This window comes from Kitasatospora phosalacinea (assembly GCF_000717185.1).
In the GTDB taxonomy this organism is placed as follows: domain Bacteria; phylum Actinomycetota; class Actinomycetes; order Streptomycetales; family Streptomycetaceae; genus Kitasatospora; species Kitasatospora phosalacinea_A.
Genome location: NZ_JNYE01000032.1, coordinates 1 through 22,505, shown reverse-complemented (window position 1 = coordinate 22,505; position 22,505 = coordinate 1). Strand labels below are relative to the sequence as shown.

The window sequence follows — 22,505 nt, the reverse complement described above, 5'->3', positions numbered from 1 at the left end:
CCCAGTCTTCCACCTCGGCCCCGGCCGCCGGGAGCGCGGGGCCCCGGCGGGGCTACCCCTCCAGGACCCTGATCAGGGTGAACCCGTCGTGGCCGCGGCTGCCGACGGTCTGCACGGTGGTGGCGTCCAGCCGCTTCTCGCCCGCGATCAGCTCGTGCATCCGCCGCACGCCGAGCACCGCCGGGTCGGTGCTGTCGGCGTCGGCGAGCCGGCCCTCGCGCACCACGTTGTCGACCACGACGACCGCGCCGGGGCCCGCCAGTGCGAGGGCGGCCTCGACGTACTGCGGGATGTTGGCCTTGTCGGCGTCGACGAAGAAGAAGTCGTACGGTTCGCCGCCCTGCGCGACCAGCTGCGCCAGGGTGTCCAGGGCCGGGCCGAGGCGGACCTCGACGCGGTCGGCGAGGCCGGCCCGTTCCAGGTTGGCGGTGGCGACGGCGGCGTGCGCCGGGTCGAGCTCCAGGGTGGTCAGGGTGCCGCCGTCGGGCAGGGCGCGGGCCAGCCAGATGGTGCTGTAGCCGGCCAGCGTGCCGATCTCCAGGATCCGCCGGGCGCCGCGGATCCGGGCCAGCAGGTGCAGCAGCTTGCCCTGGTTCGCGGCGACCGCGATCTGCGGCAGCCCGGCCTCGTCGGCGGCCTCCCGCGCGGCGTCCAGGGCCTCGTCCGGGCCGATCAGCAGCGCCTCGGCGTACTCGTCCACCGCGCTCCACAGCTGCGGGTCGTTCTGCATGGCTCTCCCCACTTCGCGATCACTTCGGGCCTGCCGAACCTACCCGGGCACGCGCCGGGACACGCCGAGGCCGCCGCGACCCGGTGGGGTCGCGGCGGCCTCGGACGGGCGGCGGCGCGGGGTCAGTCGGTGCTCTCCGCGAAGGTCTCGGCGAGCGGTTCGCCGCTCTTGCCGCCGGACTGCTCCGGGTGCTCGGCCCGGGACTTCTTGGCCTTCCGCTTGAGCCACAGCGCCGAGCCCGCGCCGAACAGCACGGCCGCGCCCAGCCCGATGTACGAGGCGCCCTGCAGGTACTTCTCGGCGACCTTGCCGACCTGGTAGACCAGCAGCGTGGTGCCGCCCGCCCAGACCACGCCGCCCAGCACGTTGGCGATCAGGAACTTCCAGTACGGCATCCGCAGGGTGCCGGCCAGCGGGCCCGCGAAGATCCGCAGCAGCGCGACGAAGCGGCCGAAGAAGACCGCCCACATGCCCCAGCGCTGGAACTGCCGCTCGGCGGTGGCCAGGTGGTCGGGCCCGAAGTGCTTGGGGAACTTGCGGCCGAGTTTCTCGAACAGCGGCCGTCCGCCCTTGTGCCCGATCGCGTAGCCGATCGAGTCGCCGATGATCGCGCCCGCGATCGCGCAGAGCGCCACGCCCCACGGGCTGACCGTGCCCTTGGCGGCCAGCAGCGAGGCGGTGACCAGGGCGATCTCGCCGGGCAGCGGGATGCCCAGGCTCTCCAGGCCGATGATCAGGCCGATGATGACGTACACCAGGGTCGGTGGGACGTCGTTGATCCATTGGTCGACGTGCAAGGCGGAGTACCTCCGTCTGGGCAGGACAAGGCCGTCGACACGTCGTACGGCGCACAGGAAAATTTCGGCAAAGAACCAGCCGGGTCAGCCTATCCGCTGCTGCCGCCCCCGCCGACCCCCTCCCCCGAGCCCGCCGACGGCCGCTCGGCGGCCGGTCGACGTCCCTTCGTACACCGGATCCAACTCCCGGCGCCGATGCGTTCGTTCCCCGTCCGGAGGTGAGATTCCCCGCACCCGCGGGCCCTGTCGGCCCACCCCCTGACCGGCCCATACTCCGTCTCCTGGCATCCGACGGAGGGGACGTGCGCATGGGCGACGCAGCGACGGCAGGCACCTGGAGGCTCGGCGACCTGGAGGTGAACCGGATCGGCTACGGCGCGATGCGGCTGACCGGCAACGGCATGCACGGCAACTCCGACGGCCCGCCGATCGACCGGGCGGCGGCCGTCCGGCTGCTGCACGCCGCGTTCGAGCAGGGCGTCGACCACGTCGACACCGCCTCGTTCTACTTCTCGCCGCTGCGCTCCGCCAACGAACTGCTCAACCGGGCGCTGGCGGGCTGGCGCGGCCACCGGGTCGCCGTCGTGACGAAGGTCGGGCCCGGCCGCACCCCCGACGGCGAGTGGCACACCATGGCGCGGCCCGAGCAGCTGCGCGCCCAGGTCGAGGAGAACCTGCGCCAGCTCGGCACCGACCACCTCGACGTGGTCAACCTGCGCCGCAACGGGCCGGACGTGGAGTCCGTCACCGAGCACTTCGGCGCCCTCGCCGAGCTGCAGCGGGCCGGGCTGGTCCGGCACCTGGGCCTGTCCAACGCCCGCCCCGAGCACGTCCACCAGGCCCGGGCGATCGCCCCCGTGGTGTGCGTGCAGAACTCCTACGGGCTGGACCGGCGCCTGGCCGACGAGAACGGGCTGCTGGAGCTGTGCCGCGGACTCGGCATCGCCTTCGTCCCGTTCTTCGCCATCTCCGGCACCGCCCGGGAGGCCGCCCCCGGCACCGAACGGGACGCCCGGGTCCGGGCCGTCGCCGCCGCGCACGGCGCGACGCCCGCCCAGGTCCGGCTGGCCTGGACGCTGCACCGCGGCCCGCACGTGCTGGCCATCCCCGGCACGACGAACCCCGAGCACCTGCGGCAGAACCTCGCCGCCGGGGCCCTGCGCCTGACCGCCGCCCAACTCGCCCTGCTGGACGCCCCCGCCGCTTAGCGGTGCTACGGCCCGCCGGGTAGCGGCGCTACGGCCCGCCGCTCAGCACCGCTACGGCCCGCCGCTCAGCACCGCTACGGCCCGCCGGGTAGCGGCGCTACTCCCCCGGCACGCCCGGGTGCGCCACCCACCCCGGCAGCTCCTCGCGGCGCTCCCGCCAGGCGGCCGGGACGCCGGACAGGCCGGTGCGGGCGGCGACCACGCCGCCGGTGATGGCGCAGGTGGTGTCGACGTCGCCGAGGCCCTCGGCGGTGGTCCACAGCGCGTCGGTGAGGCTGTCGAGGTGATGGGCGGCGGACCAGAGTGCGAACGGCACGGTGTCGGAGGCGCGGACCCGCTGCCCGCTGCCGAGCAGGTCGGCGGCCCGCCAGGGCTCCGTCGCGGCGGGCAGGTCGGCGGCGGCGGTGACGCCCTCGCGGATCGCCCCGCCGGGGGTGCGGGCGGCGACCTCACGCAGCAGCTCCGCCCCGGCCGGGGCGTTCCCCGGCCGTCCGCCCGGCCGGCCGCCCGCGTCCGTCCGGCCGCGGGCGGCGAGCGCGGCGGCCAGGGCGACGGCGACGGCCCCGGCGATGCCCTCGGGGTGGGCGTGGGTGACCTCGGCGGAGTGCACGGCCTGCTCGGCGGCCTCGTCGAGGTCCGCGGCGAACCAGGCGCCGAGCGGGGCGACCCGCATCGCGGCGCCGTTGCCGAGGCTGCCCTGCCCGTCGAACAGCGTGACGGCCTCGTCCTTCCAGCGCTGCGGGTGCTCGGCGAGGACGGGCAGCAGCCGCTTCATGCCGCGGCCGTAGCCGCGGCCCGGGTCGGCGAGGAAGGTGGCGCCGAACATCGCGGCGAGCCGGGTGCGGCCGATCCCGTCGCGACCGATCCCGTCGCGACCGATCCCGTCGCGGCCGATCCCGTCGTAGTCGAGCAGTGCCCGGTACACGCACAGGGCGGTCGCGGTGTCGTCGGTCCAGTACCAGGGCGCCTCCTCGGGGGTGCGCCGGGTCCGGATCTGCTCGAACGCCTCGGCGGGCGTCCGGAACAGCTTGAACCAGCGCTCCCCGAAGGCGTCCCCGAGGGCCAGGCCCTCCAGTGCGTCGCGGGCGGCCTGCCGGGCGGTGGCGGGGGTGGCGGTCATGCCGTGCATCCTGCCGGAACCGCCCGGAGGGGGCGTCGGGACTTCAGGATTTCAGGAACTCGATCAGGTCCTGGTTGAACCTCTCCTTGTCGCCGGGCACGAGGGCGATGCCGTGCGAGCCGCCCTCGTAGACCTTGAGCACCGCGCCGGGGACGAGGGCGGCGGTCTTGCGGCCGGTGGCGTCGATCGGGACGATCTGGTCGTCGTCGCCGTGGACGACCAGCAGCGGGACGTCGAAGTTCTTCAGGTCCTCGTGGAAGTCGGTGTGCGCGAAGGCGTCCACGCAGGCGACGCCGCCCTGGATCGTCTCGGCCATGGCCATGTACCAGAAGGCGTCCTTGTTGCCCTCGGTGGCCTTGCTGCCGGGGCGGTTCGCGGAGAAGAAGCCGACCGAGGAGTCCTTCCAGAACTGCGAGCGCTCCTTGAGGATGCCGGCCTTGATGCCGTCGAAGACGGACTGCGGCACGCCCTCGGGGTTGTCCGGGCCCTGGAGCATCAGCGGCGGGATGGCGGAGAGCAGCACCGCGGAACGGATCCGGGCGGTGCCGTGCCGGCCGATGTAGCGGGCGAGTTCGCCGCCGCCCATGGAGTGCGCGACGAGGGTGACGTCGCGCAGGTCGAGGCTGGTGAGCAGGTCGTTCAGGTCGTCGGCGAAGGTGTCGAAGTCGTAGCCGTCCCACACGGGGGTGGAGCGGCCGTGGCCGCGCCGGTCGTGGGCGATGCCGCGGAAGCCCGCGTCGGCGACGGCCTTCAGCTGGTCCTGCCAGGCGTCGCCGTTCAGCGGCCAGCCGTGGATGAAGACGACCGGGCGGCCGCTCCCCCAGTCCTTGTAGAAGATCTCGACGCCGTCGCGGGTGGTGCAGTGGGGCATGGGTGTCTCCGATCCGGGGCCGGGCGGCGGCGGACGGCCGGGCCCGGCGGGCGTGGTGCTCCGGAGCGCTCGTGCGGCCCGGGCGGTGCGCTCGTACGGCCCGGGCGGCTGGACGGCGGCACCGCGACCATTCAAGGCACAGCGGGGCCCCGCACGCACCCGGGCCGGGCTCGCCCGGAGGCGGGCCCGGCCCGTGGCACGGATCTCAACTACCGTCTACTGCAAGGCGGTTCAGGACGGTTCGACGCAGAAGAGGGCCGCCCGGACCTGCTCGGCGGTCGGCGTGCCGGTGACGCCGTGCACCCGGATGGTGGTGTGCTCGCCGGGCAGCAGGGTGGTCAGGCCGCGGTCGGCAGTGGCGGCCGGGTCGATCCGGTCGGCCTGCAGCAGCAGGTCGCGGACCAGGGTGCGGGCGGTGACGACCACCTCGTGGGCGCCGTCCCCGGTCTCCTCGACGGCCAGGTCGTACTCCGGGGCGGGGTAGGCGAAGGCCTTGTCGGGGACGGGGAAGTGCACGGCGCGCAGGCCGTCCGCGTCGGCGACCAGGTATTCCTTGCCGGAGCCGTCGGTGGGCAGCAGCCCGTCGGGGACGGGGAGTTGGTGCACGCTGCGGGGGTCGGCGGTGAGTTCGGCGGTGGTCTCGGCGATGACGTGGCCGTCGGCGTCCAGGCGGCGCAGGCGCAGCGCGGTGGTCCAGGCCTCGGCGCCCTGGTTGACCAGGGCGATCCGGGGGGCGCCGTCGCGGTCGGCGGGCTGCAGGGTGAGCAGCCGGTCGGCGTAGAGGCGGCGCAGTTCGTGGTGGAGCGGCTTGAGGCGTCCGTCGCCGTCGACGGCGGCCCAGGAGGAGACCGGCCAGCAGTCGTTGATCTGCCAGACGACGGTGCCGGCGCAGTGCGGCCAGTGCGAGCGCCAGTGCTCGATGCCGGTGGCGATCGCGCGGGCCTGGACCAGCTGGGTGAGGTAGTGCCAGCGGTCGAACGCGCCGGGGCCGGTGGGCAGTTCGAAGTGCCGCTCGACGCCGCGGTTCAGCTTGCCGTTGCCGTCCTCGGCCTTCTGGTGGTGCAGCATGCCGGGCGAGTCGGCGGCGAGGTCCTCGGTCGGCAGGGCGCGGCGCAGGGTGGCGTACGCGGGCGGGGCCTGCCAGCCGAACTCGGCGACGAAGCGGGGGACGCTGTCGCGGTACTCGGCGAAGTCCTGGCGGTTCCAGACCTCCCAGGAGTGGTGGGTGCCGTGGTCGACGTCGTTGGGGTGGTGGTCCCAGCTGCCGGACCAGGGGCTGCCGGCCGCGTACGGGCGGGTGGGGTCGAGTTCGGCGACGATCCGGGGCAGCACGCCGAGGTAGTAGCCCTCGCCCCAGGAGTCGGCACCGGCCGCGTCGCCCTTGAGCTCCTCCTCCCAGCCCCAGTCGCGGAAGCCCCAGAGGTTCTCGTTGTTGCCGTTCCACAGCACCAGCGAGGGGTGCGGCATCAGGCGCACCACGTTGTCGCGGGCCTCGGCCTCGATCTCGCCGCGCAGCGGCTGCTCCTCGGGGTAGGCGGAGCAGGCGAACAGGAAGTCCTGCCAGACCAGCAGGCCGAGTTCGTCGCAGGCCTCGTAGAAGGCCTCCTGCTCGTAGATGCCGCCGCCCCAGACCCGGATCAGGTCGATGTTGGCGTCGGCGGCCTGCTGGAGGCGGTGGCGGTAGCGGGTGGGGGTGACGCGGGTGATCAGGGTGTCGTCGGGGATCCAGTTGGCGCCGCGGACGAACAGCGCCTCGCCGTTGACGGCGAGGGTGAAGGGGGTGCCGGTGGCGTCGGGGGTGCGGTGCAGTTCGACGGTGCGGAAGCCGATCCGGCGCTGCCAGGCGTCGAGCAGGTCGTCGCCGTCGGCGAGGGTGAGGCCGAGGTCGTAGCGGGGCTGTTCGCCGTAGCCGCGGGGCCACCAGAGGGCGACGTCGGCGGCCTCCAGGGTGAGGACGGCGGTGTCGCCGTCCAGGACGGCCTCGGCGAGGGCGCCGGCCACCGAGGCGCGGAGGGTGAGCGGGCGGCCGGTGCCGGTGGCGGTGCGCTCGACGGTGACGTGCAGCTCGACCAGGCCGGTGCTGCCGTCGACGGTGACCAGCGGGCGGACCTCGGCGATCCGGGCGGTGGACCAGTGCTCCAGCCGGGCGGGCTTCCAGATGCCCGCGCTGGGCAGGGTCGGGCCCCAGTCCCAGCCGAAGCTGCTGGCCATCTTGCGGATGTACTGGAACGGTTCGGGGTAGACGTTGGGCCGGTCGCCGACCAGGGTGCGGACGCGTTCGGCCTCGGTGTAGGCGCTGGTGAAGGCGACCTGCAGTTCGCCGTCCAGGCCGGTGGCGTCGAAGCGGTAGCGGCGGTGCATGTTGCGGGTGGAGCCGAGTTCGGTGCCGCCGAGGGTGACGGTGGCGGCGGTGTCGAGGCCGTCGAAGACCAGGTCGGTGCGCTCGTGGCGGCTGCCGTGGGCGGGCAGTTCCAGCGTGTAGGTCCAGTCGCGGCGGCCGACCCAGGCCACCTCCAGCTCGTTGGTGTCCAGGAACGGGTCGGGGATCAGCCCGGCGTCCAGCAGGTCGGTGTGGACGCAGCCCGGAACGGTGGCGGGCAGCCGGTCCCCTTCGTGGTGCAGGCTCCAGCCCTGGTCGAGCGGGGTGGTGTCCTTCATGCGTGCGGCTCCTTGGTCGTTCGGCCGGACCGGTGGTCGGGTTTGCGGCGCGAGCAGAACCGTAACCCCGCCGGAGCGGCCCTGTCTATAAACCGGTTATGTGAATACCTTGATGAGTTTCAGTGCCCGCCGACTCGCCCGCGAACTGCTGGAAAGCCGGGAACGGCACTGCTGCCCCACCAGCCACGGGCGGGCTGGGCGGGACAGCAGGTTTACCGGTTCACCAGACGGGCCGGTCCGGCGGGAGCACTCAGCCGACCGCCTTCTGCGCCCGGCCCCAGCGCCGGTTGAGGTCCGCGAAGTAGGAGTCCAGGTCGCCGGGGGCGGTGCCCGCCGCCAGGTCGACCAGCTTGCGCCGGTAGTCGGGCGCGTCCAGGCCGATGCCCGCGGCCCGGTCGATCGCGTCGACCTTCGCCAGCTGCTCCCGGGTCTGCGGGATCATCCGCACCGCCCGGTCGTCCAGCGGTTGCAGCGAGGCGGGCAGCCGGGCGCCGCGCACCGCGGAGATCGACTCCTCCGCGGCGGCGCTGCCGGAGCGGGTGACGTACCACTCCAGCCAGGCCTTGGCCGCGTCCTGGTGCGCCGAGTGCACGTTGACCGCGTACTTGTAGTCCGGCTGCACGACGGTGCAGAAGTGCCCGTCGTGCTGCACCGGCAGCGGCATGAACCCGATGTCGTCCGGATCCGCGCCCGCGTCCCGCGCGGCCTCCCGCATCTGCGCGATCGCCCAGGAGCCCAGTTCCATGGTGGCCACCCGGCCGGTACCGAGCAGCTTCTTGGACTGCTCCCAGTCGGTGCTCTGCGGCTCGGACTCGGCCAGCTTCCCGTGCACGATCCGGTACAGCAGGCCGTCGATCTCGTGCAGGTCGCCGCCCGGCGCCCAGGGTGCGGCGGTGGCGGCCAGCTTGTCGCGCGCGGTGTTGTCGCAGCTGGGCACGCCGATCGCGTCCGTCCACTGCCGCAGCGGCCAGCCGTCGTGGTAGTTGGTGTAGTACGGGATCGCCCCGGTCCTCTCCTTGATCGCCTTCAGGTCGGCGAGGAACCGGTCCGGCGTGGCGGGCCACTCGGTGATGCCCGCCTGCGCCCACACCGCCTTGTTGTAGACCATCCCGGAGGCGATGCCGATGTTCGCGATGCCGTACACCCGCTCGTCGACGGTGCCGTAGTCGATGTAGTCGAAGGTGTCCGACAGCTCCCGCGCGTTGCCCAACGAGGCGAAGTAGGTGGGGAACTGGCCCGCCGGGAGGTCGTCCGGGATCAGCAGCACGTCACCGTAGTCGCCCTCGGCGAGGCGCTTGCCCACCTCGCCCTCGTAGTCGACGAAGCCCTCGAAGTGCACTTCCACCTTCGGGTAGAGCTCGTTGAACTCGGCCGCGTACTTCTTCAGCAGCCCGCTGTTCACCTGGTCGACCCGGTTGGTCAGCACCGTGATCGACCCCGACACCTTCGACCGGTCGGCCTCCGCCACCACCCCCTCCAGCGGAGCGGGCCCGCCCCCGCCGGTGCACCCGCCCAGGGCCAGGACCAGTGCGGTCGCCGACCCCAGGGCGGCCCATCCTCTGCGCATCGCTTCCCTCTTGCTCGTGCCCGACCGCCCGGCGGCCGCCCCTCACCGGGCGACCACCGGGCAGCCGAAGTGAATTGACTGTCCGTCAGTAGGTGCTACAGGCCTTGCCGTTGAGCGTGAAGGCGGCCGGAACGCCGTTGGTGCCCACGCTGGAGCTGCCGCTGAAGCCGAAGTTGACGCTGCCGCCGGCCGCGATCACCGTGTTGTACGAGGCCGGGTTGCTCGCCACCACCTGCTTGCCGGTCTGCACCGGCACCGCGTTCCACATGTTGGTGACCTTCTGGTCACCGGGGAACGCGAACGCCACCTGCCAGCCGTTGACCGGCGCGCTGCCGGTGTTCTTCACCGTCACGTCGCCGTTGAAGGTGCTGCCCCAGTCCGACAGCCCGTAGTGCACCGCACAACTCCCGGCGGGCGCACTGGCACTGGCACTCGCGGACGCGGAGGCACTCGCGGACGCGCTCGCGGACGCGGACGCGGAGGCACTCGCACTGGCGCTGGCACTGGCCGACGCACTGGCGGACGCACTCGCGCTCGCACTCGCGCTCGCCGTCGGGCTGGAAGTCCCGCTGGTCAGACCGGACTTGGCACGCATCCGGTCCGAGTGGGCGCGGAACACCGACAGTTCGGGCGCCCCGGCCAGCACGCCGAACTTCCCGTCCACGCTGCGGTCCGCGTACCACCAGAACGCGCTGCCGTCGCCGCCCGCGGCCTCGAAGTCGGGGTAGAGCTGCCCCCACCAGGCCGAGCGGTCGACGTTGTGGACGTTGAACTCGCCCATGAAGAACGGCTTCCCGACCTTGTCGTGCGAGTCGGTGATCCAGGAGCGGATCAGCGCCTTGGTCTGGTCGAGGCTCAGGTTCGCCCAGGACTCGGTCGGGTACGGGTGCGCGGAGGTGTAGTCGATGTACGGCGACTGCTGCACGTGGACGAAGGGGTTGCCCTCGTCCCCGCCGAAGCCGTAGTTGCTGCCGTGGCCCTCCAGGCCGACGCCCAGCAGGTGCTTGGAGTCGATCGACTTCACGAACGCGCCCATCTCGTCCACCCAGGCGCGCAGCGTCGTCCCGTTGACGTTCTCGGCGGCGCTCTGGTCCTGGTACCGGGGTTCGTTCATCAGGTCCCAGGCGAAGATGGTCGGGTCGTCCTTGTACTTGACGCCGCTGTAGTGGTTGACCCGGTTCAGCGCGTACGAGATGTAGTTCTTGTACGAGGTGAAGCAGCCCGGGCAGCGGGTCTTGTCGAAGAACGCGGCCCGCCCGGGCTGGCCGCCGGAGAGGCCCTCCCACTGCAGGCGGGTGTCGATGCCGCCGTAGGCCTCCCAGTAGTTCTCGAACACCGGGACGAGGCGGATGCCGTGCGCCTTGGCGGACTGGATGATGTAGTCGAACTGGGCGAACTCCTGCTCGTCGTAGACGCCCTTCGACTTCTCGAAGCCGTGCCAGTTCTCGTGGCTGAACATCCACAGCCGCACCACGTCGACCTTGTCGGCCTGGAGGTTGGCGAACTGGGCGTCGATCCGGGCCTTGTCCATGAACTGGGTCTCGGTGTCGCCGTAGCTGCCGCCGTAGGTGAACATGTCGTACGTGTTGGTGCCCGCGAAGTAGTACTCCTTGCCGTCCAGGCAGAAGTGCACGCCGCAGCGGGTCGCGAACGAGTCCGCCCCGGCGGCCTGCGCGGTGTCGGCCCGGCCGAGGGTCAGCCCGGCCGCGGCGACGGAGGCCGCCAGCAGGAACGCCATCGGCGCCAGGCGCCTGGCGGAGCGGCGGGTGGAGGTGGGGGCGGTGGAGCGGGTGGAGCGGGTGGGGGCGGTGGAGCGGTGGTGCTGGAGTCTCGGGTTCACGCGAGTGCCTTTCGTCCCGGCTGTGGGGGTGGGAGGTGCGGGTGTGAGGTGCCCCGGCCGCCGGGTGTCCCAATCACGGGGGCTCGGGGCCGGCGGTGCGGACGGCGACGTTCGTTGGGGCGTGCCGTCCGCACCGGGTCTTGCGGGGAGGTGCTCCTCGTGCGCGGGGCAGGCGTCCAGCGGCCTGCCCGATCGGCAGTTAACCGATTAAGGCGTGAAGACCGTATTGGCGGCTCGACATCGTTGTCAACGCCTGGTTAACCGTTTGTTGCGAACACCCTCCCGGTAGGGGCGCCGGGCTACAGCGGAGCGGGGTGCGCGTAGTAGCTTGAGAGGGCACAGCAGGTCCGCGTCCGGCACCAGAACGGTCGACGGGCGGTCGACGAGCAGTCCTGAAAGGTTCCGTGGAGCAGGTGTCCCAGCAGCAGAGCCCGCCGGCGAAGCGGCCGACCATCGCCGACATCGCCAAGATCGTGGGCGTGTCCAAGGTCTCCGTCTCCAACGCCTTGAACGGTCAACCAGGCGTCTCGGACGCCACCCGCGCCAAGATCGCCGCCGTCGCCGAGGAACTCGGCTTCGTCCGCAACAGCGCCGCCCGCGCCCTCAGCGGCGCCAAGGCCGCCGCCGTCGGGCTCGCGCTCTGCCGGCCCGCCCGGATGCTCGGCACCGAGCCCTTCTTCATGGAGCTGATCGGCGGCATCGAGAAGGTCCTCTCCGACGCCTCCTACTCGCTCGCCCTCCAGGTCGTCTCCGACCACGAACGCGGCCTGGAGGCGTACCGCCGCTGGTGGGGCGAGCGCCACATCGACGGCGCGATCCTGGTCGACCTGCGCCGCGACGACGCCCGGGTGCCCGCGCTGGAGGAGATGGGCCTGCCCACCGTCGTCATCGGCCACCCCTCGGGCTCCGGGAGGCTCACCCCCGTCTGGTCCGACGACGCCGCCGCCGTCCGCGAGACCATGGAGTACCTCGCCGCCCTCGGCCACCGCCGGGTCGGCCGCGTCGCCGGACTCACCGGCCTGGTCCACACCGCCATCCGCGACGAGGCCTTCACCGCCGCCTGCGCCGACCTCGGCCTGGACGCGCTGCCCACTGTCCACACCGACTACACCGGCGAGGAGGGCGCCCGCGCCACCCGCCGCCTGCTGCTCTCCCCCACCCGCCCCACCGCGATCCTCTACGACAACGACATCACCGCCGTCGCCGGCCTCTCCGTCGCCCAGGAACTCGGCCTCTCCGTCCCCCGGGACCTCTCCCTGGTCGCCTGGGACGACTCCCCCCTCGTCCAGGTCGTCCGCCCCCCGCTCACCGCCCTCACCCGCGACATCCACGCCTACGGCGCCCACGCCGCCCGCACCCTCCTCGACCTCGTCGCGGGCCGCCCCGTCGACGGCTACGAGGACCTCGCCCCCCAGCTCACCCCCCGCGGCTCCACCGCCGCCCCGCCCGCCGACTGAGCCCCGCGGCGGTGGGGTCCCGTCCGCGTACGGCCCGGCGGCGGACCTGCCCGAACTGCCGGCGGCCCTGTACGGGGAGGGCCCGGCGGCCGTCGCGGCGGCGCAGGACGAGCCGGTGAACGCGATCCGCCACCGGGGCCCGGTCCACTCGGCGTCGGCCGCCGCCGTCCCGTTCCCGGCCCGCGCGGCGCTGCACGCCCCGCTGGGTGCTGCCCGCCCTGCTGCCGTGCCTGGCGGCTCCGGCGGAGGAGACCCGGCGGCTCGCGCTGCGGGTGGCGGCCGCGGTCGGCGACCTGCTCCCGGGGGCGCGGCGGGGCGGGCCGGCCGAGCTGGTGGGCGGGCTGCACGAGGGGACGCCTCGCTGTCCGGCCGGGCCCGCACCCTCGCCCTCGCCCTCGCGCTGCTCCGCACCTGACCTCCCGTCGGGGCCGCGGCTGACTCCCCGTCGGGGCTGCGGCGCCCGGAAATCCGTTCGGTCCGGCGGTGTCCGGAGGGCAGGATGGCGGCATGACCGACCTGTTCTGGGACGACCTGACCGCGTGGCTGCTCGACCCGTCCGAGGGGGGCTACCTGCCGGATGCGTTCGTCACGGGCACGACGGCGGCGGACTGGCAGGCCGTCCTCGACCTGGTCCAACAGCGGGGCTGGGCCCACGAGTACCGCGAGGGCGACGCGGTGCTGCCGCTGCCGCGGGCCGGGGCCGTGCTCTCCCGCCCGGACGACGCGGAGTGCCCGAACCTGCTGGTGTGGCCGGCCCCGGAGGTCTGCGCGATCTTCCGCTTCCTCTCCGACGAGGCGATCGACTTCGACGTCGACCTGCGCGAACTCCAGAGCCAGGAAAGGCTGGACGTGCTGTCCGGCTTCCTGGCAGCGATCGGACGGCGGCTGGGCAGGTCGGTCCCGCTCTTTTCCGAGGGCGGCGGCACCGAGCCGCTGCTCGGCTACGACGCGACCGCCGACCGGGTCCGGGTGATGTGGACGCCGCCCGGGGCGTGCGCCCCGGAACCCGGCAGGTGAGGTGACGGTGCAGGTGGGGTACGGTGCGGGCATGCCCGAGCACCTTCCTCCCGACGTGGCCGGGGTGCTCGACGTGCTCCTCGGCGGCGACGATCCGGTGCACCTGGCACTGCGCGCCCAACTGCCGCACCTGCGCGTGCGGGAGCGCTGCACGTGCGGGTGCGGCACGGCCCACTTCGACCTCGACACGGCCGCGGTCCGGCCCGCGCCGTCCGGCCCGCGCACCGTGGTGGCCGCCGAGGCCCTGATCCGCACCGAGGACGGTGACTGCCCCGGCGAGGTGCTGGCCTTCGCCCGGGGCGGCTACCTCTCCTGGCTGGAGGTCTGCTCCTGGAGCGACGGCACCGAGGTCACCCTCGCCATGGCCCTGCGGACCCTGCGCCGCCGCGACGTGCCGTAGGCGGCCTCGCGCCGCGACCCTCAGCCCGCCGCGGGCCTCAGCGCGCCGCGGACCTCAGCGTGCCGCAGGCCTCAGCGCGCCGCGGGCCCCGTGCTGCCGCGTGGCACCAGCACCGGGGTGCCGGCCGGGCGGGACGGGGCGCGGCCCTCGTCGATGAGTTCCAGCAGGCAGCGGGCGACCTCCTCGCCGACCGCGAACGGGTCGTGGCTGAGGGCGGACAGCTGGGGGCGGGTGATCCGGCACAGGTCGGAGTCGTCCCAGGCGACCAGCGAGACGTCCTGCGGGACGCGCAGCCCGAGCTCCTCGGCGACGGCGATCGCGGCGACGGCCATCAGGTCGTTGTCGTAGACGATCGCGGTGGGCCGGTCGGCGGCCGTCAGCAGGGTGCGGGTGGCGCGGGCGCCCGCGTGGGCGGAGATGTCGGTGGGGAGGCTGCGGGCGGTGACGCCGGGGAGTTCGGCGGCGGTCGCGGTGAAGGCGTCGCCGCGCAGCAGGGTGCGGCCGAGCGGGGCGGGGCCGGTGACGTGGGCGATCCGGCGGTGGCCGAGCAGGGCGAGGTAGCGGACGGCCTCGGCGATCGCGGCGGCGTCGTCGGTCCACACGGCGGGGAACGGGCCGGACAGCGCGGGCTGGCTGACCGCGACGGCGGGCATGCCGAGCTTGTGCACGGGCTCCAGCCGGGGGTCGTCGGTGACCACGCCGACCAGCACCGATCCGTTGACCCGCCCGGACTGCCACCACTGCCGGTACAGCGCGATCTCGGCGTCCCGGTCCGGGACGGTGTGCAGCAGCAGCGCGCACGGCCGCTCGGCGAGGACCTGCTCGATGCCGCCGATCAGCGCCATCTGCACTTGGTCCAGCCCGGCGCCGCCGCGGGTGAGCGCCATGCCGACGGTGTGCACCCGGTCGCCCTGGGCGAGCGAGCGGGCCGCGAGGTTCGGCGACCAGCCGAGTTCGCGGGCCGCCTCGACGATCCGGCGCCGCGTCGCGTCGGAGACGCCCGGCCGGTCGTTGAGGGCCAGCGAGACCGCGCCGGCCGACACCCCGGCCCGGGCCGCCACGTCCCGGATCGTCACCCGGCGCTGCATCCTGCTGCTCACCCCGTCCCTCGCGTACCCGCCACCTGCGGGTCACCATCCTGTCAGGTCCCCGGCGCGGGGCGGCACATCGGCTCCTGGTAGCGTCGCAATCTTCGCCGGGCGACCCGGTGGAGTACCCCAGCAGGGACACGGCATGACGACCGCGCAGCAGCGCCTGCACCACGCCCTGGACGCCCTCGCCCGCACCGCCCGCCCCGGGCCGGTGGTCGACGGCTGCGGACACTGCTACACCGACGGGCAGTTGGCCGCCCTCTCCGGGCCGCCCGACCTGGTCCCGGACCGGCTGCTGCACTCGGTGGCGGCGAAGGGCCCCGACCACTGGGGCGACTTCCCCACCCTGTACCGGCGCCTCGCCCCGCGCATCCTGCGGCAGTTGACCACCGGCACGCTGCACGTCGACGGCCCGCTGGTCGCCGCCCGCCTGGTCGCCGCCGACTGGTCGGGCTGGCAGCACGCGGAGCTCGTCCGGGAGGTCCTGGACGCCTGGTGGTCCGCCACCCTCGCCAGCCACTGCGCGAACGCGTCCGAGGCCCTGGAGACCGTGGCGGTCGCCACCGGCGCCGTCACCCCCTGGCTCGCCGCCTGGACGGAGGCCCGCACCCCGACCGCCGAACGGCACCTCATCCGCACCGTCGGCGACTGGCTGCACTCCGCCCGCCTCCCCGACCTCCGCCTCGGCTTCTACCGCGAGCTCCCGGTCGGCCCCGAGGTCGCCGACTGGATCGCGGCCCTGCCGCCGCACCTCCTCGACGAGGAGCACCGCTACTGGCTGGACCTGGTCTACCACCGGGCCTGAAGAACCCCGGGGCCTGAAGAGAAGAACCGTCGCTTCCGCTCTCAGCGCCCGCCGGGCGGCGTCTCGCCCGAGCCGCGCGGGATGAGCAGCGTCGGGATCTCCAGCCGGGCGGGGGGCGTGCTCTCGCCCGCGAGGCGGTCGAAGAGACGGCGGGCGGCGAGGGCGCCGAGGGCGACGGGGTCCTGGGCGACGACGGTGAGGGCGGGGGTGAGGAGGTCGGCGAGTTCGAGGTCGTCGAAGCCGACCAGGGCGGGGCGGCGGTCGGCGGGGAGGTGGTGGAGGGCGGCGAGGGTGACGCGGTTGTTGGCGGTGAACAGGGCGGTGACGGCGTCGGGGCCGGTGGTGAGGCGGTGGACGGCGGCGGCGACCCGGGCGCGGTCGGTGGGGCCGCAGTCGACCCAGCGTTCGTCGACGGGCAGTCCGGCGGCGGCCATCGCCTCGCGGTAGCCGCGGGCGCGTTCGGCGGCGGTGTGGATGGTGGGGAGGTCGCCGACGAAGCCGATCCGGCGGTGGCCGTGGGCGATCAGGTGGGCGGTGCCGGCCCGGGCGCCGCCCGCGTTGTCGCTGAGCACGGCGTCGGCGTCGATGCCGGCGCCGGGGCGGTCCAGGAAGACCACGGGGGTGCCGGACTCGATCTCGGGCAGCAGGTAGCGGTGGTCGTCCCCGGCCGGGACGACGATCAGTCCGTCGACCCGGCGGGCGCAGAAGGCGAGTGCCAACTCCCGTTCCCGGGACGGGTCCTCGGCGCTGGAGCCGGTGAACAGCAGGCAGCCCTCGGCGGCGGCGACCTGTTCGACGGCCCGGGAGAGCGCGGAGGAGAACGGGTCGCTGATGTCCTCCAGCAGCAGCGCGACGCTGGCGGTGCGGCCGGTGCGCAGCAGCCGGGCGCTGTCGTTGCGCCGGAAGCCGAGCGCCTCGATCGCGGCCTGCACACGGGCGGCCATCTCGGGGGTCACGCCGCTCTCGCCGTTGACGACCCGGGAGACCGTCTTCAGCCCGACCCCGGCGGCGGCCGCGACGTCCTTCATCGTCGGTCGGGCACCGCGGGAGCTGCTGGCAGGGCTGCTGGTCATGTCAGGGAGGATAGTGCGCGCACCGCCCCGCCCGGCACGCCCGCCCCTCCCCCGTCCGCTTCCGGCCGTAGGCCGCCGGGCCGCCGGGCCGACGGCCGGTTCAGCCCAGGGTGCGCTGCGCCCAGGCTGCGACGCCGCCGAGGCGGGCGGCGGCCCGGCGCGGGTCGCCGGTGCGGACGGGCTGGTCGACCTCGTGGTCGTGGCCCAGCAGGCCGAGTTCCTCCTCGACCATCCGGGCGGCCCGGTACGCCGCGTCCGTGATCGGGAGCGCGGCCTCGCCCGGGTGACGGTGAGGGATCTCGATGCTCGCCGTGTCGCCGGTGTACTGGAGTTGGAAGGCGCCGTCAGGGCCGATCCGCCAGAAGTCCAGGCCGTACGGGAACTCCTCGGCCTCGCCGGGCCCGATCTCCTCGGTGATCCGCCGCAGCAGCCGCGCCCAGTCGGCGCGGTGGCGCTCCGTCAGACCGTGGGGGTAGCAGTCGTCCCCGCCGGTCCCGGCGACCCAGGCGTCGTAGGCGGCGTTCCGCTCCGCCTGGACGTCCTCCAGCGTGCTGCCCTCGGGCACCCGCCAGAACGAGATCTCGTACGTCATGCGGTCGACCCTACGGACCCCGTCCAGCGGATTTCGGCGGCGGCGACGGCCGGGTTCACGCCCCCTCGGTGACCAGGGCCAGCCAGGCGTCGGCGAGCAGGCGGTGGCCGAGGGGGGTGGGGTGGACGCCGTCGGCGGCGATCAGGGCGGGGTCGCCCGCGGTGCGGGCGGCCTGGTTGAGGAGGCCGTCGGCGGCGAGCAGCAGGGCGTCGTGCTCGGCGGCGAGGCGGCGGACGGCCTGGATGCGCGGGTCGAGGTCCTCGCGCCAGGTCCACTGGGCGGCGGTGACGGGGACGAGGAAGGGTTCGATCAGGACGAGTCGGGGGGCGCAGTGGGCGTGCAGGCGGTGCAGCAGTTCCCGGTACTCGTCCTCCCAGGCGTCGACGGGGCTGGCCAGGCCGCTGTCGTGGCGGCGCCAGGTGTCGTTGACGCCGATCAGCAGCGAGACGAGGTCCGGCCGGTGGGCGAGGGTGTCGGTCTCCCAGCGGGCGCGCAGGTCGGTGAGGCGGTCGCCGCCGATGCCGCGGTTGAGGACGGTGGTGGTGCCGGGCAGCGCGGCGGCGGCCAGGGCGGCGTAGCCGCGGCCGAGGTCGTCCGGGCGGGCGCGGTCGCGTCCGGCGTCGGTGATGCTGTCGCCCTGGAACAGGACGGTGGCGGCGGGCTGCATGCGGCTCTCCTCGCGCGGGGGCCCGCCGCCCGGGGTGACGGTCGCCGGGCGGCGGGCGGACGGGTGGACGGACGGGTGGGTGGACGGGTGGACGGACGGACGGGTTCGTGGGGTTCGTTCCCCGTCGCCCCACGAGCATGCCGCCGTTTCAGCGGGCCCGCGGCACCCTGGCCCGGAACACGGTCGCGTCCCCGGCCAGCCGCAGCGGCCCGCTCGCGGCCGGGACGTACGCGGATTCGCCGGGTCCGAGGGTGGGGCCGAGGGTGGAGTCGTCGTGGAGGTGGACGGTGCCACGGGTGCAGAGCAGGATCTGCGGGCCGTCGTCGTCGAGCACGGCGGGGGCGCCGATTTCGATCCGGGAGAGGGTGAACTCCTCGGCGGGGGTGAGGAATTCGAGTTCGCCGGGGCCGACGGGGACGGCGGGGACGCGGTGCGGGGCGGTGGGCCGGAAGTCGACGACCTCGGCGAGGGCGGCGGTGTCGACGTGCTTGGGGGTGAGCCCGCAGCGCAGCACGTTGTCGGAGTTGGCCATGATCTCGACGCCGAGTCCGCGCAGGTAGGCGTGCGGGACTCCGGCGTCCAGGTGGAGGGCCTGCCCGGCACCGAGGTGGACGTGGTTGAGCAGCATCGCGGCGAGGATGCCGGGGTCGCCGGGGTAGTCGCGGGCGGCGGCCAGGTACGCGGCCCAGCTCGCCGCGTCCGGGTCGGCACTGTCAGCCAACTTCCGCAGGGCGGAGGGGAGTTGGGCGGCAGCCTGTTCGCCCCGGGAGCGGTCCGCGGCGAGCGCGCCGGTCAGCACGGTGCGCAGGGCCGCTCCGGCGGGGGCGGTGCGCAGGGTGTCGATCCAGGGGGCGAGCACCGGCAGGTCGAGGCGCTGCCACAGGTCGGCGGTGGCGTGCGGGTCGCGGAAGCCGCAGAGGGCATCGAACTCGCCGAGGGCGCAGATGAGTTCGGGCTTGTGGCTGCGGTCGCGGTAGATCCGGTGCGGGGCGTCGAGCGGGACGCCCGCGGCGTCCTCGGCGGCGTACCCGGCGGCGGCCTGGGCGGAGGTGGGGTGGACCTGCACGGACAGGGCGTGTTCGGCGGCCAGCACCTTGAGCAGGAAGGGGAGTCGGGGCCCGAAGCGGTCGGCGACCCGGGGGCCGAGTTCGGCGGCGGGGTCGCGGGCGATGACCGCGTCGAGCGGTTCGCTCCCGGTGCCGCGGTCGATCCGGGAGGGGGCGCCGGGGTGGGCGCCCATCCAGAGTTCGGCCTCGGGTTCGCCGGTGGGCGGGCGGCCGGTGAGGTGGGCGATCGCGGTGGTCGAGCCCCAGGCGTAGCGGCGGATCGTGGTGGTGAGCAGGTCGGCGGTCATCGGGTGCGCTCCGGGCGGGTGGTGCCCCGGCCCGTCCGCGAACTTCCTTACCCTCAAAGGGAGTCGTGGACGGACCGGGAGTCTGCGGGAGGGGCGGTCAGTGGGTCGGCGGGGCGCTGCTGCCGCGCGGCACCAGGACGGGCGTGGGGGCCGGTCCGACGGGTGCGCCGCGGTGCTCGATGACGTCGAACAGGGTGCGGGCGACCAGGGCCCCGTACCCGTGCACGTCGTGGCTCATCGCGGACAGCGCGGGGTGGGTGAGGCGGCACAGCTGGGAGTCGTCCCAGGCGATCAGGGACAGGTCGGCGGGGACGTGCAGGCCGAACTCGGCGGCGACCGAGATGCCCGCGACGGCCATGATGTCGTTGTCGTAGATGATCGCGGTGGGGCGGTGGGCGGAGGCCAGCAGCATCCGGGTGGCGCGGGCCCCGGCCTGGCCGGAGAAGTCGGTGGGGACGCTGCGGGGCGGCTCCAGTCCGAGCTGTGCGGCGACGGCGGCCAGCGCCCTGGTGCGGATCGCGGTGTGGCCGAGGCCGGGGTCGCCGCCGACCCGGGCGATCCGGCGGTGGCCGAGCATCGCGAGGTAGCGGACGGCGTCCTCGACGGCGGCCGAGTCGTCGGTCCAGACGGCGGCCAACTCCCCTCCGGCCAGGCCGGGGTGGCCCGCCGCGACGGTCGGCATGCCGAGCGCGGCGAGCGCGGGGATCCGCGGGTCGGCCTCGGTGAGGTCGACCAGGACGGAGCCGCTGACCCGGCGGGTGCGCCACCAGGTGCGGTGCACGGCGATCTCCTGCTCCCGGTCGCGGACCAGCCGCAGCAGCAGGGTCGCCGAGCGTTCCTCCAGCACGCTCTGGATGCCGGAGATGAACTCCATGTAGAAGGGTTCCAGGCCGAGTTGGCGGGCCGGGCGGGTGATGACCAACCCGACGGTGTCGGTGCCGGGGGCGAGCCGGGCCAGGCTGCGGGCGGCCTGGCTGGGCACCCAGCCGAGCTGTTCGGCGGCGGCCCGGATCCGTTCCCGGGTGGACGCGGACACCCCGGGCCGGTCGTTCAGCGCGAGCGAGACGGCCCCGGCCGAGACCCCGGCGAGGGCGGCGACCTCCCGGATGGTGACGCGTCCGCTCATCGCCCCGCCTCCCGTCCCGCCGGCTCCCCGCGCGGCGGCACCGCGGCGCAGGTGCGGTGCCGCCGCGCGTTCCCTGCCGACCGCCGCCCGTTCCCCCCGGTGCGGCGGCTCACTTGCTGGAGCCGGCCGCGAAGCCGGCGTAGATGAGGCGCTGCAGGGCGAGGAAGACGACCAGGGTGGGGAGGATGACCAGGATCGCGCCGGCCGAGATGATCTCCCAGTTGACGCCGAACGGGCCCTGGAAGCGGAACAGCGAGGTGGAGATGGTGCCCAGGTCGGTGGAGGGCATGTACAGGAAGGGGATGAAGAAGTCGTTGTACACGGTCACCCCCTTGACGATCACCACGGTGGCGATGGCGGGCTTGAGCATCGGCAGGATGATCCGCCAGTAGATGGTGAACGAGTTGGCGCCGTCGAGCCGGGCCGCCTCGTCCAGCGAGACCGGGATGGAGCGGATGAACTGCAGGAAGATGTAGATCGAGATGATGTCGGTGCCGAGGTAGAGCAGGATCGGCGCCCAGCGGCTGTTGAACGCGCCGAGCTCGTTGACGATCTGGAAGGTGGCGACCTGGGTGGTCACCGACGGCACCAGGCTGGCGAGCAGGAACGCGGCCATGACGAGCTTCTTGAACCGGAACTCGAAGCGGTCGATGGCGTAGGCGGTCATCGAGCCAATCAGCACGGTGCCGGTGACGGAGACCAGCAGGATGATCCCGGTGTTCAGGAACGCCGGCATCATGTGGCCCTGGGTGAAGGCGATCTTGAAGTTCTCGAAGTTGAACCAGTTCGCGGGCAGGTCCAGCGGCCCGGTGGCCAGGGCCTCCTTGCGGGTCTTCAGCGAGGTGAACAGGATCACCAGCAGCGGCACCAGCACCACGGCGCTGGCCAGCACCAGCGACAGGTACTTGGCACCGGACGCGGCGGCGGAGCGGGCGTGGAAACGGCGGCGGTCGTTCGTAGCGGCGTTGGTGGTCACGACAGTTCCACCCTCTCCTCCGGCACCAGGCGGCGCTGGATCCAGGTGACGATCAGGATCAGGACGATCAGCACGACGGCGCTGGCCGAGGCGAGCCCGAACTTGTCGAACTTGAACGCCATGTTGATGCTCTGGATGACGAAGGTCTGCGAGCCGTTGGCGCCGCCCGTCATGATGTACGGGATCTCGAAGACGGCGAGCGAGCCGGAGACCGCGAGGATCGCGCTGAGGCTGATCACCGGCTTGATGCTGGGCGCGATGATGTGCCGGAACTGCTGCCAGCGGTTGGCGCCGTCCAGCGCCGCGGCCTCGTACAGGTGCGGCGGGATCGACTGGATGGCGCCGAGGAACAGCACCAGGTTCAGCCCGGTGTAGCGCCACACCGACACGCCCGCCAGCGACTTGTTGACCAGGTCCGGGTCGCCGAGCCACTGGTGCTTGCCGTGCACGCCGACCAGCGACAGCAGCGAGTCGAGGGTGCCGTGCGGCTGGAAGAAGAACAGGAACACGAACCCGATCGCCACGCCGTTGATCAGGTACGGGAAGAACAGGATGCCCTTGAACAGGTTCCGGAAGCGGGTGTTGAAGCTCAGCACGGTGGCGAAGTACAGGGCCAGCGCGATCTGCAGCACCGCGGCGACCAGGTAGACGCCGGAGACCAGGAACACCTTGAACAGCTCGGGCCGGGTGAACAGGTCGGTGTAGTTCTCCAGGCCGACGTTGTTGCGCTCCGGGCTGATCCCGTCCCAGTCGGTGAAGCTGTAGCCGATCATGTCGCCGATCGGCAGGTACGTGAACGTCACCAGGAACGCCAGCGGTACCACCAGGTACAGCCACGGCGTGAACCACCAGTGGCGGCGCAGAGCCTTGCGCCGGGGAGCGCGGCGCCGGTCGGCCCGGTCGGCGCCGCCGTCCGCCGCGGCCTGCGCGGGGGGCTTTCCGGCGCCCCGGTCCCTCTGCAGTGCAGTCATCTTCCGTTCCTTCTTCAAGTCCTGACACCCGGTGGGCGGCGCGGCCGGTGGGGTTCCGGCCGTGCCGCTCGGTCAACTGGGCCGGTGGGGTCAGCCGTTGACGGTCTTCTGTGCCTGGGACCACTTCTTGTTCAGCTCGGCGAAGTAGCCGTCCAGGTCGCCGGAGGCGGCGCCGCGGGCGATGT

Annotated in this window: 20 protein-coding genes; 5 read left to right on the top strand and 15 right to left on the bottom strand. The window is 73.6% G+C overall.

Features of this window, described 5'->3' with window-relative positions; genetic code table 11:
- Nucleotides 1-52 precede the first annotated feature (52 nt).
- Nucleotides 53-730 (bottom strand): O-methyltransferase, encoded by a 678-nt coding sequence (locus OO57_RS16045; RefSeq protein ID WP_033253152.1) that lies wholly within the window; start codon nt 728-730, stop codon nt 53-55.
- Nucleotides 731-852: 122 nt separating this feature from the next.
- Entirely contained in the window at nt 853-1,527 is a 675-nt protein-coding gene (locus tag OO57_RS16040) for a DedA family protein (RefSeq protein WP_033253151.1), read from the bottom strand.
- 308 nt (nt 1,528-1,835) lie between these two features.
- Here OO57_RS16040 and OO57_RS16035 point away from each other — a divergent pair, with 308 nt between their 5' ends.
- On the top strand, nt 1,836-2,735 hold the full coding sequence (locus OO57_RS16035; RefSeq protein WP_033253150.1) for an aldo/keto reductase: 900 nt from the start codon (nt 1,836-1,838) through the stop codon (nt 2,733-2,735).
- Between the two features lie 97 nt (nt 2,736-2,832).
- Here OO57_RS16035 and OO57_RS16030 read toward each other — a convergent pair whose 3' ends face one another.
- From OO57_RS16030 to OO57_RS39500, 5 genes are all read right to left on the bottom strand, one after another.
- Nucleotides 2,833-3,855 carry an ADP-ribosylglycohydrolase family protein gene (locus OO57_RS16030; RefSeq protein WP_033253149.1) on the bottom strand — a complete coding sequence of 341 codons (1,023 nt, stop codon included), beginning with the start codon at nt 3,853-3,855 and terminating at the stop codon, nt 2,833-2,835.
- A 43-nt stretch (nt 3,856-3,898) separates the two neighbouring features.
- Entirely contained in the window at nt 3,899-4,726 is an 828-nt protein-coding gene (locus OO57_RS16025; RefSeq protein WP_033253148.1) for an alpha/beta fold hydrolase, read from the bottom strand.
- A 231-nt stretch (nt 4,727-4,957) separates the two neighbouring features.
- Nucleotides 4,958-7,384, bottom strand: coding sequence for a glycoside hydrolase family 2 protein (locus tag OO57_RS16020; RefSeq protein ID WP_033253147.1), 2,427 nt, complete (start codon nt 7,382-7,384; stop codon nt 4,958-4,960).
- A gap of 250 nt (nt 7,385-7,634) precedes the next feature.
- Nucleotides 7,635-8,951, bottom strand: a complete 1,317-nt coding sequence (locus OO57_RS16015; protein WP_033253146.1) for an ABC transporter substrate-binding protein — start codon at nt 8,949-8,951, stop codon at nt 7,635-7,637.
- 85 nt (nt 8,952-9,036) lie between these two features.
- Nucleotides 9,037-10,791, bottom strand: a complete 1,755-nt coding sequence (locus tag OO57_RS39500) for a cellulose binding domain-containing protein (protein WP_051777701.1) — start codon at nt 10,789-10,791, stop codon at nt 9,037-9,039.
- A 404-nt stretch (nt 10,792-11,195) separates the two neighbouring features.
- Here OO57_RS39500 and OO57_RS16005 point away from each other — a divergent pair, with 404 nt between their 5' ends.
- The 3 genes from OO57_RS16005 to OO57_RS15995 all read left to right on the top strand — a co-directional run bounded on the left by OO57_RS16005 (nt 11,196) and on the right by OO57_RS15995 (nt 13,665).
- Entirely contained in the window at nt 11,196-12,248 is a 1,053-nt protein-coding gene (locus OO57_RS16005) for a LacI family DNA-binding transcriptional regulator (RefSeq protein ID WP_234337361.1), read from the top strand.
- A gap of 507 nt (nt 12,249-12,755) precedes the next feature.
- Nucleotides 12,756-13,265 carry a hypothetical protein gene (locus OO57_RS16000; protein WP_033253145.1) on the top strand — a complete coding sequence of 170 codons (510 nt, stop codon included), beginning with the start codon at nt 12,756-12,758 and terminating at the stop codon, nt 13,263-13,265.
- 31 nt (nt 13,266-13,296) lie between these two features.
- Entirely contained in the window at nt 13,297-13,665 is a 369-nt protein-coding gene (locus tag OO57_RS15995) for a hypothetical protein (RefSeq protein ID WP_033253185.1), read from the top strand.
- Between the two features lie 71 nt (nt 13,666-13,736).
- Here OO57_RS15995 and OO57_RS15990 read toward each other — a convergent pair whose 3' ends face one another.
- Nucleotides 13,737-14,753 carry a LacI family DNA-binding transcriptional regulator gene (locus OO57_RS15990; RefSeq protein WP_033253144.1) on the bottom strand — a complete coding sequence of 339 codons (1,017 nt, stop codon included), beginning with the start codon at nt 14,751-14,753 and terminating at the stop codon, nt 13,737-13,739.
- Nucleotides 14,754-14,898: 145 nt separating this feature from the next.
- Between OO57_RS15990 and OO57_RS15985 the strand changes: the two genes are divergently transcribed.
- Nucleotides 14,899-15,561: a hypothetical protein gene (locus OO57_RS15985; protein ID WP_033253143.1), complete on the top strand. Its 663-nt coding sequence runs from the start codon at nt 14,899-14,901 to the stop codon at nt 15,559-15,561.
- Nucleotides 15,562-15,602: 41 nt separating this feature from the next.
- On the opposite strand, the gene OO57_RS15980 is transcribed toward OO57_RS15985, so the two are convergent.
- From OO57_RS15980 to OO57_RS15950, 7 genes are all read right to left on the bottom strand, one after another.
- On the bottom strand, nt 15,603-16,634 hold the full coding sequence (locus tag OO57_RS15980) for a LacI family DNA-binding transcriptional regulator (protein ID WP_033253142.1): 1,032 nt from the start codon (nt 16,632-16,634) through the stop codon (nt 15,603-15,605).
- Nucleotides 16,635-16,734: 100 nt separating this feature from the next.
- On the bottom strand, nt 16,735-17,226 hold the full coding sequence (locus tag OO57_RS15975; RefSeq protein ID WP_033253141.1) for a hypothetical protein: 492 nt from the start codon (nt 17,224-17,226) through the stop codon (nt 16,735-16,737).
- 55 nt (nt 17,227-17,281) lie between these two features.
- Complete coding sequence (locus OO57_RS15970; RefSeq protein WP_033253140.1) at nt 17,282-17,893, bottom strand: GDSL-type esterase/lipase family protein; 612 nt, start codon at nt 17,891-17,893, stop codon at nt 17,282-17,284.
- A 148-nt stretch (nt 17,894-18,041) separates the two neighbouring features.
- Nucleotides 18,042-19,247: a mannose-6-phosphate isomerase, class I gene (gene manA, locus OO57_RS15965; protein ID WP_033253139.1), complete on the bottom strand. Its 1,206-nt coding sequence runs from the start codon at nt 19,245-19,247 to the stop codon at nt 18,042-18,044.
- Nucleotides 19,248-19,344: 97 nt separating this feature from the next.
- On the bottom strand, nt 19,345-20,373 hold the full coding sequence (locus OO57_RS15960; protein WP_033253138.1) for a LacI family DNA-binding transcriptional regulator: 1,029 nt from the start codon (nt 20,371-20,373) through the stop codon (nt 19,345-19,347).
- A 109-nt stretch (nt 20,374-20,482) separates the two neighbouring features.
- Nucleotides 20,483-21,274 (bottom strand): carbohydrate ABC transporter permease, encoded by a 792-nt coding sequence (locus tag OO57_RS15955; protein WP_234337364.1) that lies wholly within the window; start codon nt 21,272-21,274, stop codon nt 20,483-20,485.
- 71 nt (nt 21,275-21,345) lie between these two features.
- On the bottom strand, nt 21,346-22,311 hold the full coding sequence (locus tag OO57_RS15950) for a carbohydrate ABC transporter permease (RefSeq protein WP_418909890.1): 966 nt from the start codon (nt 22,309-22,311) through the stop codon (nt 21,346-21,348).
- Between the last annotated feature and the right edge of the window lie 194 nt (nt 22,312-22,505).